The sequence below is a fragment of the Sphingomonas sp. PP-F2F-A104-K0414 genome (assembly GCF_004340945.1).
Taxonomy (GTDB): Bacteria; Pseudomonadota; Alphaproteobacteria; order Sphingomonadales; family Sphingomonadaceae; genus Sphingomonas.
The window spans coordinates 206,615-219,641 of the sequence record NZ_SLYD01000001.1 but is presented as its reverse complement, the minus strand read 5'-3'; the positions used below and the strand labels follow the sequence as shown (position 1 = coordinate 219,641).

Genomic DNA, 13,027 nt, shown 5'->3' with positions numbered 1-13,027 from the left:
TGTGAGCCTCAGCCGTCCAGCGCGGCCTTGATGCGGGCCTCGTCGATCCGGTCGTGCTCGGCGATCACCACGAGTTGCGTGCGGCGGGGTTCGCCGGCGCGCCATGGGCGGTCGTACTGCGTCCGGACACGCGCGCCGACGGCCTGGACGAGCAGGCGCATCGGCTTGCCGGTGACGGCGGCGTAGCCCTTAACGCGGAGGATGTCGGCGCTGCGGGCGAGCGCTTCGATCTTCGCGGTCAGATCGGCGGGGTCGGCGATCTCGCCAAGCTCGACGACGACGCTGTCGAAATCGTCGTGCTCGTGGTCATCCTCGCCGTCGTGATGCGAGGGCCGGCTGGCGATGTCGTCTTCGGCTGCGGCGTTGAGGCCGAGGATCACGCGCGGATCGATGATGCCGTCGGTCAGGTCGATCACTGCTAGCGGGCGAGCGGACTCGGCGGCGATCACCGCGCGTGCCTTGGCAACGCCCTCGGGTCCGGCGAGATCGACCTTGGTCAGCAGGACAAGATCGGCGCAGGCGAGCTGATCCTCGAATACTTCCGAGAGCGGCGTCTCGTGATCGACGCTTGGGTCGGCGGCGCGCTGGGCGTCGAGCGCGGCCACGTCGGGGGCGAAGCGGCCCGCGGCGACGGCTTCCGCATCGGCGAGCGCGATGACGCCGTCGACGGTGATGCGCGAGCGGATCGCGGGCCAGTCAAACGCCTTCAGCAGCGGCTTGGGCAGCGCGAGCCCGGACGTTTCAATGAGGATGTGATCGGGGCGCGGGTCGAGCGCGAGGAGCGCCTCCACGGTCGGGATGAAATCATCCGCCACCGTGCAGCAGATGCAGCCGTTCGCCAGCTCGATCACGTTCTCCGCCGGGCAATCGGGGATCGCACAGCCCTTGAGAATGTCGCCGTCGATGCCGAGCGTGCCGAATTCGTTGACGACGACCGCAAGGCGGCGGCCGTTCGCGTTGCGGATCAGGTGGCTGATGAGCGTGGTCTTGCCTGCGCCCAGGAAGCCGGTGACGATGGTAACGGGGACCTTTGAAAGATCGGACATGACTATTCTCCTCGACGTCTAAAGCACACGCACGCACGACCTTTCGGCCGCACGCGTTCGTCGCTCAGACGGAGTACCGTGCCGCGACCATCCCCTGGATCGTAGCAAGAGCGACCATAACGCTGGCAGGTCTCCTGGCTCGCGGGTCGAGGCTTGACGTACGCCTTCCCAGGTTTCCCCAGTGGCTGCCCTCCGAAACGAAGGACGTGTGCGTCTCGCTCACCGCTTACAGTTGCAGGGACAGCCGCGGCATTGGGAGGACTCCTCCCGCACCGCATTCCCATTCAAGCCCTTTCGGGCACCGGCGCGATCTATGAGGTTCGGTGCAACCGAGCCTCGGGGGTGGGTTAGAGGACTTTCCGCCACGCCGCCAGCTATCCGTGTACGACCTCGATCTCATCGAAGCGTTTCCAGCGATAGATGGCGAAGCTCAGGACCCAGCACAGCACGAACAGGCCGATGATCGCGAAGCCCAGGCCGTTGAAGTTCTCGCCGAGTGCGGCTGCCAGATCCCAGATACCGCCCGTCAGGCCGAGCTTTGCGCCAAGCAGCGCGAGCGTCTCGATCCCGCCGATCGCGATCGCGACGATCGCGGAGATCAGCGTGATCGTGATGTTGTAGTAGAGCTTGCGGATCGGCTTCACGAACGCCCATTCGTAAGCACCGAGCATGACGACGCCGTCCGCAGTGTCGACCAGCGCCATGCCGGTCGCGAACAGCACCGGGAGCACGAGGACGATGCCGATCGAGAGACCGTCGGCCGCCTGGCTGGCGGAAAGGCCAAGGATCGCGACCTCCGTCGCCGTGTCGAAACCGAGGCCGAACAGGAAGCCGAGCGGGGCCATATGCCAGCTCCGCGTGACCAGCCGAAACATCGGTCGGAACAGCCGCGCGAGCAGGCCGCGGTTGCCGAGCAGCAGGTCGAGGTCCTCCTCGACATAAATACCGCCGTTGCGGACATGACCGAAGGTACGCCAGACCGAGCGCAATATAATCAGGTTCATCGCCGCGATCGTGAAAAGGAACACCGCCGAGATGATGGTCGCTATCACGCCGCCAACCTGCTTGAATGCCTCGAACTGCGACAGCGCACTGGCGGTGAGCGCGATCGCGACGGCAGCGATCAGGACGATCCCCGAATGGCCGATCGCGAACCAGAAGCCGACCGCGATCGGGCGCTGGCCGTCCTGCATGAGTTTCCGCGTCACGTTGTCGATCGCGGCGATGTGGTCCGCATCGACCGCGTGCCTCAGGCCGAGGCCCCAGGCGAGTAGCGCCGTGCCGAGCATCAGCGGCTGCGCGTGGAACAGCGAGAACGCCCAGCACCACGCAGCGATGTTGGCCACGATCAGGCCCGAGAACATCCAGCCGATGCGTTTGCGTGTCGAAACCCGCGTCGGTCGCTCGATCGTCAAAGTCGTCATGCAAAAGCCCCGCAGCGTCCGACGAGGACGGGGACCTGCCGCGAACGGCCGGGCCGTGCGACGACCGGACGCCATGAGCGGCCGACGCACGACGCCGATGCGGCCCCCGCCACATGGTCGTCGCTCAGCCAGTGTCACGCAGGCGGCGTTCACCGTGCCTCGGCCACCCCCTGGACCGGGACAAGAGCGACCAGACGCCGGCAGGTCTCCTGGCTCGCGGGTCAAGGCTTGGCGCACCGCCTTCCCAGGTCTGAAACCCAGTGGCTGCCCTCGCGCAGAGGGCCCGTGCGCTTCGCTCGCCGCTTACAGTTGCAGGGACAGCCGCGGCATAGGACGGCGAACCGTCCGCACCGCATTCCCAATCAAGCCCTTCCGGGCACCGACGCGATCTAGCGAGCAACCGGTCGAACCGGCCGCTCGATCGTCGTGCTAGCCGGGTTCGTGCCGGGTGCCAATCGTCCTTCGCGGGTGTCGCCGCCGTTGCCAGCGCAGCAGTCCGGTCACGAACAGCGCGATCGGGACGATGCCGGCGATGAAGGCGAGGATGCGCCCCGCCAGTCCGAACGCCTCGCCACCGTGCAGCGGGTGGAGCCAGTTCATCACGATGTCGCCGCGTGTCTCGGCGAGTCCGTCGCGGGTCGCGAGGATGGCGCCGGTATAGGGATCGAGCCAGACGTTGGTGCGCGGAAAGCGGCGGCTTGGCTCGCCCGCCTGTGCGAGGTTGATCCGCGTGGTGCCGGTCGGTGAGGCGGGGGTTTCGATCCAGGCGAGTGCCGCACCGGGAAAGCGGTGCTCGGCGACCGTGACCAGTCGGTCGACCGGCAAAGGCTCGCCCGGCCCGACAACCTTGAGCGCCGGCATGCGATAGAGCCGCGAGACACGTGTGATGACTGCCCGCGTCTGGTCGGGGAGGTCGAGCATCACCCCGGTCGCGGTGACGACGAGCAGCAGGATCGCGCCGGCCAGACCAATTAGCTTGTGCCAGTCGTACAGCCGCCGGATCGGGGCGGCGTCGCGCTTGAAGCGGAGCGCGCGCCACCAGCCGCCGGCGCGCGGCCACCACGCCCAAATTCCGCTGGCGATCATCAGCAGCATGACGATCCCGGCGATCCCCATGACGATGCCGCCGGGTTTCTCCAGCAGCAGCCGGTAATGCAGGTCGTAGATCCAGGTGACGATGGTATCGCCCCAGAAGCCGGTGCGGATCGTCGTCAGCCGGACCGGGTCGATCCAGGCGAGCAGTGGCGCAAAGTCGCGGCCGGCGGTTTCCTTCGGCCGGTAATAGCGGACCGGGATCGCGCCGCCGTCGGTCGTGACTTCGATCCGCCATGCGCCGGTGCGGGCGGGATGCTCGCGGTGGAGCGTGTCGACGACCGCCTGCCACGATATCGGCCGCGCGCCGTCCGGCACTGCGCGCAACGCGGGGCTTAGGGCCGCGTCGATCTCCGGATAGAAGACCAGGATGCTGCCGGTCAGCCCGGCGAACGCGAACAGCGCGCCGATCGACAGCCCCAGCCAGAGGTGGATGCGCCGCACCATCACGCGCAGCGGCGGTCGACGTGTCATCAGAGCGTCAGCCGGACCGCGCCGAACAGCGATCGCGGATCGGCCGGTGCGTGCAGCCGCTGCGTGCCGTCGTACCAGACATATTCGTAACGCTCGTTGGCGAGGTTCTTGAGTTGCGCGGAGATCTCGATCCTCGGCGTGAGCTTGTAGGCCACCTCCGCGTTGAGTACGACGTAATCGCCGTAGCGGCCCTGCGTGTTGGCGGGGTCGAGTTCGTAACTCGACTGGCCGTTGCCCCACAAGGACAGCCGGAGCTTCGGATCGGGCGTGACGTCGAGCCCGCCCGAGAAGACGTTCTGCGGGACGTGGTCGATCGCGTTGCCGGCCTGCGACGGGGTGGCCGGGTCGGGCGTGACGATCCGCGCGGTCTGGTGCGAATAGCTGCCCCAGAGCGCTACGGTGCGGACCGGCTTCAGGTCGAGCTGCAGATCGATACCGCGGCGCCGCGTCCGGCCGAGATTGTCGACATCGCCCGACGGATCGTTCAGCCGTCGCTTCAGCTCGCCGCTCGCGGTCTGTTGCCACAGCGCGACGCGGGCTTCGAGCCAGCGGCCACGGGTCAGCTTTATGCCCGCCTCATAGCCTTCGTTGATCGAGGGCGCGACGTCGGTGGTCCTTGGCGGCACCAGATAGGCACCCGAGCCTGCACCGATCTGGAACGTTCGCCCGTAATTGGCATAGGCGGTGACGCCGGTCACGGGCGTGATCGCGACGCTCAGCTTAGGCTGGCTGATCGTGCCGTAGTCGTTGATCGGCGCGGTCGTGCCCGCCAGGCGATTGGTGAAGTCGCCGGCGACGCGGTCGAGCCGCCATGCCGGCGTGATCTTGAGCCAGTCGGTCGGCTCGATCACCGCCTGGAGATAGCCACCATAGACGGTCAGCCCGAAGCCCTGATCGCGAGTCTGGCGGGTGAGCGTGCGGCGGTCGGTCAACCAGCGCAGGCTTTTGTTGTCCTGCACCTGCACGTCGCCGCCCGCCTCGACCATCAGGCCGTGGAGGAAGTCGACCCGGGGATGATAATGCAGCGCAGCGGTCGCGCCATATTGCCATTCCTCGGTCAGGCGCCGCTGTTGCGGGACGCTGGCCGAAAAGCGGACATAGCGATCGTCGTGGAGGCTGTTGGCATAGCCCTTGGCGCTGAACGCAAGCGTGTCGGCCAGGTCGGAATCGAGATGCAGGCTGTATTGGCCGATCTTTCGCGTCCCGCCGTCGGTTTCCGAGACCGCGTAGGAGCGGGTGCGATCGGTATAGGCGTTGGCGTCGGTCAGATAGCCGGGTTCGTCGGCGGTCGCGGTCGAGTAGCGGACGATCGCGCCCAGGCGCGTCGACCCGAAATCATAGAACCATTTGCCCGCCAGGTTGAGGCGGTCAAGATCGGCATGGTCGCGATAGGCATCGGTCCGACGGTATCCGACCAAATAGTTCTGGCTGAACCCGCCGCGTTCGACTCCGGCGGAGACCTGTCCGTCGACCGTTCCGAACGCGCCGCCGATCAGTCGCGCGTCGAGGTAGGTGCCGCCGATCCGCGTCAGGATGTTGGCGCTGCCGGCGATCGCGTTCAGCCCCCAGCGCGGATCGGCGGTGCCGCGGACCAGCTCGATCGCGGCGATATCGAGCGGCGAGACCATGTCGATTCCGGTCATTCCGCCGGCATTGTCGTTGCTGGGAATGCCGTCGATCATCAGCTTGACCGCGTTGATCTCACCTTCGCCGTTGAACCCGCGGATCGAGAAGCGGCCCGAGGTGGTGCCTTGGTTGAAATCGGTCAGCACGACGCCGGGCAGCCGGGCGAACAGCTCCCACGTATTGTCGACCGACTGGCGCTGCGCGATGTCGCCGCCGAGGATGTCGACCGACGTCAGGATCGTCTCGGTCGATCGCGCCATGCTCCGCGCGGTGACGACGACATCGCCGATCGTGAAGCGCGTGTCGGTGTCTGCAGGGGCGGGGGTAGGGGCGGTTGTCTGAGCGACGGCGGGAGGTGCGACTAGGCAGGCGGGAACGGCGAGGACGACGGCCATCGCCGCCCCGAATGGAGGCGGAGTACGAAACATGTGCAGGAGCCTTCGACAGGCGCGCGACCGTGACGATGCGCGCCGGCAAATGTGGCGAGCCGCGTCCCTCGGGACGGGCGGCTCGGGTCAGATGGTCGAGACGGCTATCGGGGGGCCTCGTAAAGGCGGGCGCAGATAGGACGCGCGCGCTGGCACCAACCGGCAAACGGGGCGGACGCCGATCGCCATGGCGAACGCGATCGCCGCGACCAGCAGGATCGCATCGACGCCTGCGAGCGCCTGCGCCGAGAGCCCGGAGAACGCGCAGGCCATCTCCGTCTTGCCGTGGCTGGCAGAAGGATCGTGCTCCGGCATGGCATGGCCGGACATCACGTGATTGCCCATGACCATGTCCGGCGACGCCGCGTTCAATGCGCCGGTTGTAGAGGGGCCGGCCATCGACGGGGCGACACCCGAGCACAGGATGATCGCGACGCGGCCGCCTTCGCCGGAGATCATGTAGCCCGAGGGCACCAGCAGCTTCAGCGCCAGCGCCGCCACGCACAGCCATCCCATCAGCAGCGGGCGGGACAGGATAAGGCGGCGCAGTGCGGACACGGCGTACCGGTAGACGGCATGCCCATGGCTGTCACTGTGACATCCTGTCCACGTGGTCGGGGGCGATCGGGGCTGGCGATAGGTCAGGAATTCTTTCGTGTGCGTGGACCCAGGCTCTCGCAGCGTTCGTTAACTGCCCAGAACTCCGACTGATAACCAAGGATTTGCAATGAGCGACCCCGCAGAGCGCAATCCCGGCAATGGTGGCGAAACCCACCAGCGCGCCGGCGGCGACGTGCCCGTGCTCACGACCAACCACGGCGTGCCCGTCTCCGACAACCAGAACAGCCTGAAGTCCGGCGCGCGTGGTCCCACGCTGCTCGAGGATTTCGTGCTGCGCGAGAAGATCTTCCACTTCGATCACGAGCGGATCCCCGAACGGATCGTCCACGCCCGCGGTTCGGGCGCACACGGCTATTTCGAGGCGACCGACGACATCTCCGACCTGACCAAGGCGGCGGTGTTCAAGAAGGGCACCAAGACCGAGCTGTTCACGCGCTTCTCGACGGTCGCCGGTGGCGCCGGTTCGGTGGACACCCCGCGCGACGTGCGTGGCTTCGCGGTCAAGTTCTACACGACCGAGGGCAATTGGGATCTCGTCGGCAACAACATCCCGGTGTTCTTCATCCAAGACGCGATCAAGTTCCCCGACCTGATCCATTCGGTGAAGATGGAGGCCGACCGCGCCTATCCGCAGGCCGGCTCGGCGCATGACACGTTCTGGGACTGGGCGTCGCTGACCCCGGAATCGACGCACATGCAGATGTGGGCGATGTCCGACCGCACGCTGCCGCGCTCGTTGCGGATGATGGAAGGCTTCGGCGTCCACACCTTCCAGCTGGTCAACGACGAGGGCAAGTCGAGCTTCGTGAAGTTCCACTGGAAGCCCAAGCTCGGTCTCCAGTCGACGATCTGGGACGAGACGCTCAAGCTCCAGGCCGCCGACAACGACTATCATCGTCGCGACCTGTGGGAAGCGATCGATACCGGCGATTTCCCCGAGTGGGAGCTGGGCATCCAGGTGTTCGACAAGGCATTCGCCGAGGCGCAGCCCTATGACGTGCTCGATTCGACTAAGTTGATCCCCGAGGAGGATGTCCCCGTCCGGATCATCGGCCGGATGGTGCTCGACCGGAACGTCGACAATTTCTTCGCGGAAACCGAGCAGGTTGCGTTCCTGCCGACCAACATCGTGCCGGGGATCGATTTCTCGAACGATCCGCTGCTCCAGGGACGGTTGTTCAGCTATCTCGACACGCAGAAGTCGCGTCTCGGGACGACCAACTTCCACCAGATCCCGGTCAATGCACCGCGCAACGACGCGCAGAACTTCCAGCGCGACGGGATGATGCAGACCAAGGTGCCGAAGGGGCGTGCGAACTACGAGCCGAACAGCTTGTCGGTCGTGGGCGAAGACGGTGGGCCGCGCGAATCGCCGAATGGCTTCGTGACGACGACTAACCCGACCGGCGCGGACGAGCAGGGCGAAAAGCTGCGGATGCGCGCCGAATTGTTCGGCGATCATTATAGCCAAGCGCGGCTGTTCTGGGTGTCGGCGACCGACAACGAGAAGGCGCACATCGCCTCGGCGTTCACGTTCGAACTGTCGAAGGTCGGCCTCGCGCACGTTCAGGAGCGCACTGTCGCCAACCTGCGCAACGTGAACGAGGAACTGGCATCGCGCGTTGCCGACGGTCTCGGGATCGACCTGCCGGCAGCTAACCCTGCCTTCCGCGAGCCGGTCGACATGAAGCCTAGCGACGCCTTGTCGATCCAGAAGTCGATGAAGGAGACGCTCGCGGGTCGCCAGGTCGGCATCCTGATCGCCGATGGCTCGGACGGTGCGGAGATCGATGCGGTCGTCAGCGCAGTCGAGGGTGCAGGCGGCAAGGCCGTTCTGGTCGCGCCGAAGGTCGGTGGCGCCAAGCTTGCCGATGGCAGCAAGAAGAAGGCGCACGGCCAGCTCGCGGGCAGCCCGTCGCAGATCTTCGACGCAGTCGCGGTGGTGCTCTCGGAGGACGGCTGCAAGACGCTGCTCAAGGAGGGCGCTGCGGTCCAGTGGGTCATGGACGCCTTCGGGCATCTGAAGGCGGTTGCGGCTAACGCGGCGTCGAAGCCGCTGCTCGATAAGGCCGGCGTCGAAGCCGATGCCGGTGTCGTCGATCTCGGCAAGATCGCGACGGCGGGTACGAAGCGCTATTGGGATCGCGAACCCAACGTCCGCACGCTGGCCTGATCGCCAGGGGGAAACCTAGGCGACTGAATAAAAACCGGGGGTGCAGACGATGCGCCTCCGGTTTTTTTTATCGATATCTTCGGCAGTTATGACCACGGCGCTATGGTGGCGGAACCCTGCTTCGGATAAACCGGCAAGAACGATAAAATACCGAAATTCAGGAGATCGCGATGTCGATGATCATCAATGGGGCGGCGGCCGAACCGCCAGTCGATCCGCGCGTTTCTTTGCTCGATTTCCTCCGCGAACATCTCCATCTGACGGGCACCAAAAAGGGCTGCAACCAGGGCGCATGCGGCGCCTGCACCGTCCTTGTCGATGGCGAACGGATCCTGTCCTGCCTGGCGCTGGCGGTGCAATATACCGGCCGGAGCATCACCACGATCGAAGGGCTCTCGACCGAGGGCGCGCTGCATCCATTGCAGCAGGCGTTCATCGATCATGACGGGTTCCAATGCGGCTATTGCACGCCCGGGCAGATTTGTTCGGCGATCGGTATGGCGAACGAGGCCAAGCGGGGCTTGCCGAGTAACGTCACCGCCGATCTGTCCGCCTTCGTCACGCTGACCCGCGAAGAACTCCGGGAGCGCATGAGCGGCAATCTTTGTCGCTGTGGTGCGCATAACGGAATCATCGACGCTATCGCGGAGACTGTCGAGGCTGAGCAAATGCGCGCGGCGGAGGTCGCGGCATGACGCCGTTCACCTACGCACGCGCCGAGGATGTCGCCGATGCGGTGCGGCTCGGGGCCGATCCGGTAACCGCCTATCTCGGTGGCGGCACCAACCTGGTCGACCTGATGCGCGAGACGATCGCCCGGCCCGATCGCGTCGTCGACGTTACCGGCCTCTCCGCCGAGATCGCCGAAACGGAGGACGGCGGACTTTCGATCGGTGCCGCGGTCCGCAACACCGCACTCGCCGAGCATCCGGTGGTACGCGCACGCTATCCCGTGCTGGCGCGCGCGATCCTGGCGGGGGCGTCGCCGCAGATCCGCAACATGGCGACGGTCGGCGGCAATCTGCTGCAACGCACGCGGTGCACCTATTTCTACGATACCGACGGCTCGAACTGCAATAAGCGCCAGCCCGGGTCGGGGTGCGATGCGGCGGGCGGGTTCAATCGGATCCACGCGATCCTCGGCGCATCGCCCGCCTGCGTCGCGACGCATCCATCGGATATGTGTGTCGCCTTCACTGCGCTCGATGCGACCGTACATATCGATGGCGTCGCAGGCGCGCGAACACTGCCGTTCGTCGACCTCCACCGCCTGCCGGGCGATAGTCCGGACCGCGACACGGTGCTCGCGCCCGGCGAACTGATCACCGCGATCACAGTGCCGCCGATGCCGTTCGCGACCAACTCGACCTACCGGAAGGTGCGCGATCGGGCGAGCTATGCGTTCGCGCTGGTGTCGGTGGCCGCTGCGTTGCGGATCGACGATGGCCGGGTAGGCGACGTGCGGATCGCGCTGGGCGGCGTCGCGCACAAGCCGTGGCGTGCGCTGAAGGCGGAAGCGATCCTCCGCGGTGCGGTACCGAGCGAGGCGCTGTTCCGCGAGGCGGCGCTGGCCGAACTGGCCGACGCGCATCCCTTGCGCGACAACGGCTTCAAGATCGAACTCGTCAAGCGGACGCTGGTCGCCGTGCTCGGCGATCTCGCAGGAGCAAGCGCATGAGCATCGTCGACAGCGTCAAGGGCGCAGCACAGGCCGTGGTGCAGGGCGCGATGGAGAAGCTCGTGCCGCTGGCACCCGACAGCTGGATTCCAGGGGGCGTTCCCGATCCGTTGATCCGCCGCCAGCACGGGCTGATCGGTACGCCGGTGTCGCGTCTCGATGGCGCGGCCAAGGTGCAGGGTGCGGCGCGCTTTGCCGCCGAGGTGCCGCTGCCGGGGATGGTCTATGCCGCGCTGGCCTATGCGACGATCCCGCGCGGGCGGATTGCGCGGCTGGATACGGAAGCTGCCAAGGCCGCGACCGGCGTCGTGCTGGTGATGACGCATCGCAACGCGCCACGGATGAACCGGCCTGCGGTGTTCGGCTCGTCGCCGACCGCTGCCGGCCCCGCCGACCTGCCGATCATGCAGGACGACCGGATCCACTGGAACGGCCAGCCGATCGCGGTCGTGCTCGCCGAGACGCAGGAGCAAGCGGATCATGCCGCGTCGCTGATCGTCGCGGATTATGACGCGGAGCCGGCGCTGACCTCGTTCGACGAGGCCAAGGCCGCGGGGGCGGAGCCCGGTGCGTTCATGGGACAGGCGTTGCAGGCAGAGGTCGGTGACGCCGAGGCGATGCTGAAGGCGGCACCGCATGCGGTCGATAACGTCTATCGGACGCCGCGCCACAACCACAATGCGATCGAACCGCACGCGTCGACGGTGGTCTGGGATGGTGATCGACTGACGATCCACGATGCGAGCCAGCTGGTCACCGCGGAGGCCGCGACGATCGCCGACGTGTTCGATCTCGCCGCCGACCAGGTCCATGTCCTGTCGCCCTATGTCGGTGGCGGCTTTGGCGGAAAGTGCTTGTGGGATCACCAGATCCTCGGCGCGGCTGCGGCCAAGCTCGTGCAGCGGCCGGTGCGGATCGCGCTCAGTCGCGAGGGTGTCTACCGGATCGTCGGTGGCCGCACGCTGACCGAACAGCGGGTTGCGATCGGCGCTGCCGCCGATGGCCATTTCCAGGCAATGATCCACGCAGGCACGACCGCGACGACGCCGCACAACGACATGCCCGAGCCGTTCATCGTCGGCTCGAAATCGGGTTATGCGGCGGACAGCGTGAAACTGTCGGTCGAGGTCGTCCGGCTCAACATGCTCGCCAACACGTTCATGCGCGCGCCCGGCGAGTCGGTCGGCACCTTCGCGCTCGAATCCGGCATCGACGAACTTGCGGTAGAACTCGGTATCGATCCGATCGACCTCCGCATCCGCAACGAGCCCGAAACCGATCCGCTTTCGGGTCTGCCCTTTTCTTCGCGGCATCTGGTCGAAGCGTGGCGTGCGGGCGCGGAGAAGTTTGGTTGGGACCAGCGGTCGCCCGAGCCGGGCCTGCGCCGCGACGGCGAGTGGCTGATCGGGATGGGCTGTGCGACCGCCACCTATCCCTATTACCGGATGCCGGGCGCTGCGGCGCGGATCACGCTGTCGGCACCGGGGACGGGGGCCGCGACCGCGATCGTCGAAGTCTCCGCACAGGAGATGGGGATGGGCACCGCGACGACCACGGCGATGGTCGCCGCCGAACGGCTGGCACTGCCGATGGAGGCGGTCGAGGTGCGCTATGGCGATTCGATCATTCCCGGTGCGATCCTCGCCGGCGGATCGCAGCAGACCGCGGCGATCGGTGCGGCGGTGATCGCCGCGCACAATGCGCTGGTGAGCGAGCTGCTTAAGCTGGCCGGCAACGACTCCCCGCTTGCGGGCCTGTCGGCGGATGAGGTCGGCAGCGATGACGCAGGTCTTGCCAAACTCGACGATCCGACGCGGCGCGAAAGCTATGCCTCGATCCTCGCACGGGCGCAGCGCGACAGCGTGACCGTGACCGAAGAGGCTTCGCAGCCGCTCGAACTGATGCACTGGTCGATGCATTCCTACGGCGCGATGTTCTGCGAGGTGCGTGTCAACAGCGTGACCGGCGAGACGCGCGTCAGCCGCTTCCTCGGCTCGTTCGACACCGGGCGTATCCTCAACCCCAAGACCGCGCGCAGCCAGTTCCGCGGCGGAATCATCATGGGCCTCGGCATGGCGCTGATGGAGGAGACGCAGTTCGACGAGCGCAACGGCCGGATCATGAACGCGAGCCTCGCCGAATATCATGTGCCGGTGCATCTCGACGTGCCCGAGATCGATGTGATCTGGACCGACATCGCCGACCCGCACACGCCGATGGGCGCGCACGGGATCGGCGAGATCGGCATCACCGGCGTCGCCGCGGCGGTCGCCAATGCGGTCTACAATGCCTGCGGCAAACGCGTTCGCGACCTGCCGATCACGCTCGACAAGCTGCTCTAGCTTCTCACCTGCGTATCCTCCTCCTGGCGGGAGGATCGAGGCGAGCGACAACCACTCGGTTTACGCCGGGTGGCTGTCGCCGACCGCGCGGATCGGCGCTATGTCTGTCGTGACACCGCGCTT

9 protein-coding genes and 2 riboswitches are annotated in these 13,027 nt (G+C 66.5%); of the genes, 4 read left to right on the top strand and 5 right to left on the bottom strand.

Annotated elements, in window-relative coordinates; all coding sequences use genetic code 11:
- Positions 1–8 precede the first annotated feature (8 nt).
- The 5 genes from cobW to C8J46_RS00920 all read right to left on the bottom strand — a co-directional run bounded on the left by cobW (position 9) and on the right by C8J46_RS00920 (position 6,648).
- Positions 9–1,046: a cobalamin biosynthesis protein CobW gene (gene cobW, locus C8J46_RS00940; protein WP_132734210.1), complete on the bottom strand. Its 1,038-nt coding sequence runs from the start codon at positions 1,044–1,046 to the stop codon at positions 9–11.
- 106 nt (positions 1,047–1,152) lie between these two features.
- A riboswitch (cobalamin riboswitch) is annotated at positions 1,153–1,367 on the bottom strand.
- 53 nt (positions 1,368–1,420) lie between these two features.
- Positions 1,421–2,410, bottom strand: a complete 990-nt coding sequence (locus tag C8J46_RS00935) for a HoxN/HupN/NixA family nickel/cobalt transporter (protein ID WP_132735258.1) — start codon at positions 2,408–2,410, stop codon at positions 1,421–1,423.
- Between the two features lie 241 nt (positions 2,411–2,651).
- Positions 2,652–2,869: riboswitch (cobalamin riboswitch) on the bottom strand.
- Between the two features lie 30 nt (positions 2,870–2,899).
- Complete coding sequence (locus tag C8J46_RS00930) at positions 2,900–4,036, bottom strand: PepSY-associated TM helix domain-containing protein (RefSeq protein WP_207894049.1); 1,137 nt, start codon at positions 4,034–4,036, stop codon at positions 2,900–2,902.
- The gene (locus C8J46_RS00925) at positions 4,036–6,090 is read right to left on the bottom strand and encodes a TonB-dependent receptor (protein WP_243643151.1); all 2,055 of its coding nucleotides are present in this window, start codon (positions 6,088–6,090) and stop codon (positions 4,036–4,038) included. The genes C8J46_RS00930 and C8J46_RS00925 overlap by 1 nt, the downstream gene beginning before the upstream one ends.
- Positions 6,091–6,177: 87 nt before the next feature.
- Entirely contained in the window at positions 6,178–6,648 is a 471-nt protein-coding gene (locus C8J46_RS00920; protein ID WP_243643150.1) for a hypothetical protein, read from the bottom strand.
- Positions 6,649–6,817: 169 nt separating this feature from the next.
- Here C8J46_RS00920 and C8J46_RS00915 point away from each other — a divergent pair, with 169 nt between their 5' ends.
- From C8J46_RS00915 to C8J46_RS00900, 4 genes are all read left to right on the top strand, one after another.
- Positions 6,818–8,884, top strand: coding sequence for a catalase (locus C8J46_RS00915; RefSeq protein ID WP_132734208.1), 2,067 nt, complete (start codon positions 6,818–6,820; stop codon positions 8,882–8,884).
- A gap of 170 nt (positions 8,885–9,054) precedes the next feature.
- Positions 9,055–9,579, top strand: coding sequence for a 2Fe-2S iron-sulfur cluster-binding protein (locus tag C8J46_RS00910; RefSeq protein WP_132734206.1), 525 nt, complete (start codon positions 9,055–9,057; stop codon positions 9,577–9,579).
- Positions 9,576–10,562, top strand: coding sequence for a xanthine dehydrogenase family protein subunit M (locus tag C8J46_RS00905; RefSeq protein ID WP_132734204.1), 987 nt, complete (start codon positions 9,576–9,578; stop codon positions 10,560–10,562). Before C8J46_RS00910 ends, C8J46_RS00905 begins: the two co-directional genes overlap by 4 nt.
- Positions 10,559–12,904: a xanthine dehydrogenase family protein molybdopterin-binding subunit gene (locus tag C8J46_RS00900; protein ID WP_132734202.1), complete on the top strand. Its 2,346-nt coding sequence runs from the start codon at positions 10,559–10,561 to the stop codon at positions 12,902–12,904. Before C8J46_RS00905 ends, C8J46_RS00900 begins: the two co-directional genes overlap by 4 nt.
- Positions 12,905–13,027: the final 123 nt, after the last annotated feature.

What these genes read in the sequence shown, in the direction of transcription:
- C8J46_RS00930 (WP_207894049.1), bottom strand. Translation starts at nt 4,036, where the DNA reads ATGACACGTCGACCGCCGCTGCGCGTGATGGTGCGGCGCATCCACCTC.
- C8J46_RS00910 (WP_132734206.1), top strand. Translation starts at nt 9,055, where the DNA reads ATGTCGATGATCATCAATGGGGCGGCGGCCGAACCGCCAGTCGATCCG.
- C8J46_RS00900 (WP_132734202.1), top strand. Translation starts at nt 10,559, where the DNA reads ATGAGCATCGTCGACAGCGTCAAGGGCGCAGCACAGGCCGTGGTGCAG.
- cobW (WP_132734210.1), bottom strand. Translation starts at nt 1,046, where the DNA reads ATGTCCGATCTTTCAAAGGTCCCCGTTACCATCGTCACCGGCTTCCTG.
- C8J46_RS00915 (WP_132734208.1), top strand. Translation starts at nt 6,818, where the DNA reads ATGAGCGACCCCGCAGAGCGCAATCCCGGCAATGGTGGCGAAACCCAC.
- C8J46_RS00935 (WP_132735258.1), bottom strand. Translation starts at nt 2,410, where the DNA reads ATGTTCTCGGGCCTGATCGTGGCCAACATCGCTGCGTGGTGCTGGGCG.
- C8J46_RS00905 (WP_132734204.1), top strand. Translation starts at nt 9,576, where the DNA reads ATGACGCCGTTCACCTACGCACGCGCCGAGGATGTCGCCGATGCGGTG.
- C8J46_RS00925 (WP_243643151.1), bottom strand. Translation starts at nt 6,090, where the DNA reads ATGTTTCGTACTCCGCCTCCATTCGGGGCGGCGATGGCCGTCGTCCTC.